Source organism: Xanthomonas prunicola, assembly GCF_002846205.1.
Lineage (GTDB): Bacteria > Pseudomonadota > Gammaproteobacteria > Xanthomonadales > Xanthomonadaceae > Xanthomonas > Xanthomonas prunicola.
Genome location: NZ_PHKV01000047.1, coordinates 1 through 2,157 on the forward strand (window position 1 = coordinate 1; position 2,157 = coordinate 2,157).

General features: G+C 42.3%; 4 protein-coding genes. All 4 read left to right on the forward strand.

Annotated elements, in window-relative coordinates:
* A partial coding sequence (locus tag XpruCFBP8353_RS23765; protein ID WP_157935136.1) for a hypothetical protein occupies window positions 1-559 on the forward strand: 559 nt, incomplete at its 5' end.
* The gene (locus tag XpruCFBP8353_RS23625; protein ID WP_133125709.1) at window positions 556-852 is read left to right on the forward strand and encodes a hypothetical protein; all 297 of its coding nucleotides are present in this window, start codon (window positions 556-558) and stop codon (window positions 850-852) included. The genes XpruCFBP8353_RS23765 and XpruCFBP8353_RS23625, both read left to right, overlap by 4 nt.
* A gap of 147 nt (window positions 853-999) precedes the next feature.
* Complete coding sequence (locus XpruCFBP8353_RS23630; protein ID WP_133125710.1) at window positions 1,000-1,545, forward strand: hypothetical protein; 546 nt, start codon at window positions 1,000-1,002, stop codon at window positions 1,543-1,545.
* Between the two features lie 7 nt (window positions 1,546-1,552).
* A complete protein-coding gene (locus XpruCFBP8353_RS23635) occupies window positions 1,553-2,032 on the forward strand; it encodes a hypothetical protein (RefSeq protein WP_133125711.1) in 480 nt (159 codons plus the stop codon).
* Window positions 2,033-2,157 lie beyond the last annotated feature (125 nt).

Genomic DNA, 2,157 nt, shown 5'->3' on the forward strand with positions numbered 1-2,157 from the left:
GCTCGTCTATGGGCTTACGCAGCTTGGAGCGGGAATAAAAGTTGGAAAAATAGGCACGGACTTCACGGGGGATCGCCCTCAAAGCAATAGCATTGGGGTTAATAAAGAGACTCCACCTAATAACTCATCTTCTGGTGGCTCGGCGAATGGCGGTAATGCTGCCAATGAAGAATTAGCTAACGAATTATCAAGACCTCCAAATCCGACCCAAAATTACGCGGGATTCAAGGTTGGCATTGATGCTAACGAGATTACATCAATAAATTCATCTTTTGGAGGCTCCATTTCTTATAGGGATGTTGACACAGCGCTTAAGAACGCAAATAATTATGATGGCTTCTACAATAAAACAGCTTCAATAATTAGGGATATTGCGGGCGGGCATTTGTTTGATAACGGAAATAAAAGAACGGCTGTAGAAGTTGTTGAGCGATTGATTGCAAGAAACCAAGTCGACGGGCCGCCCAATGAAGTTGTACGGAGCGTTGTAAGAAGAGTTGCTAGTGGCGAATTGAAGAATGTCGATGATATTTCAAAAGCTTTAAAGGGCATGAAATGAATAGTGACCGTGAATGCGCAAATAAATATGCCGAGCAATTAGGCCTGCCTTCCATTGAAACTTTGACTACCGATGATTTCATTGTTTCCATGAGCTTGATTTCATCAGAATTTCGCGGGTTTTTTATAATTAAATTTGACGGCGAAAGAGTGGCTGGACAGTATACATTTGCATTGAATTTAATCGAAGAAAAAGGGATATCCATAAGAAAAGATGTTGACAGCATCGTTGACGGAGTTGAATTTATATTTTCTGAATTATACAAAAATAATATTATTATTGATAATTTATAATTGTTGTAAGAACGGGGTCAGGTTTAGTTAATAAGTCAATCTGCCCCTGCGTTCGGCCGAACGCAACGCGTTGTTGCTGGCCAGCGAGGACATCGTGTTCGACGATGCGCACAACACCCAGTCGGGCTTGATGCGCTTGATGCACGCGTGTTAAGTCTTGCTGATATATTGACTTTGGGGATGACTGGCACGAGCAAGGCTAGGCCAATTATTGCAGAACTAGAAAATCAAATAGAAAAACGTTCGTCAATTTTTAAATATCTTCTAACCAAGACGCTCCCGGATGAAATTAGAGGTGACGGGCTAAATAAAAAGACTGCTCAGGACGTATTAAATGAAATTCATGCGGGCGAACTTCCGGGACGACCAATTGGTGGGCTCGGGACACCAAGAGAGATGCCCGCGACATCGGACCCTGACCTGGCGGCAGAGACTCTAGCGAAAGAATTCTTCGGAGGAGTTAAGCCGAGTGATGCAATTAATATGAAGAATGGTTCATGGCGCGCCAGAACTCCAGATGGAAGCTGGGTTACTTATCGTCCGGCTGGTATAGCGAGCGATAAGACATTGCAGACTACGGCCTCCTTAGAAATTAATGGAAAATCTGTAAATCTAGCTAACGGTGGTGAAGACAACGTTCTTAAGTTAAAATTTCCGCTGACTGGAAATACTGGACCTAATCCAACCCGTTGAGGCCAATGTGATTACTGACGAAATTAAAATGCGGACCGCATTTGTTTTAAATGTCCTTTCTAAAAGTGAAATGCCGGTCTGCTTCTTTAGATTTAATGAATGCAAAAGAAATAGTGACAGTGTTTTTCTTCACAAACTTTCCGTCTCCATTATACATTTCTGCCTTGCTGCAAATTTAGTTAAATTGGCGCCTAGCGATTGGCTTGAAATTAATGAGATAGGGACGCTAGAGGAGTACGTCAACCTGCTTGGTAGCATTAACCCCGAAAGTGAAAGTGAATCCGATTGCATTAATGGGCATGATTATGCCGCTAAACTCATAGTGTGGATGGATGCTCAAATCGAATGCACGCCGCTGGGTGATGAGCTAATTTCTTTTTATTTTGCTAACGAATCTGATATTCAAAACATACATGTTGTCCGAGAATTTTGGGATAGATTGGTTTGTATTTTTAATGATAATGGATTTTTTTTAGAGAAAAAATGAACCATCTCGGCGGCTGATTTTTTCAGTATAAAGAACGGGGATCAGGTGTAATTAATAAATCAATCTGACCCTGCGTTCGGCCGAAGGCAACGCCGTGCTGCTGGCCAGCAAGGACATCGTGTTCG

Coding starts and splice junctions, on each gene's coding strand:
- XpruCFBP8353_RS23625 (WP_133125709.1), top strand. CDS start 556: ATGAATAGTGACCGTGAATGCGCAAATAAATATGCCGAGCAATTAGGC.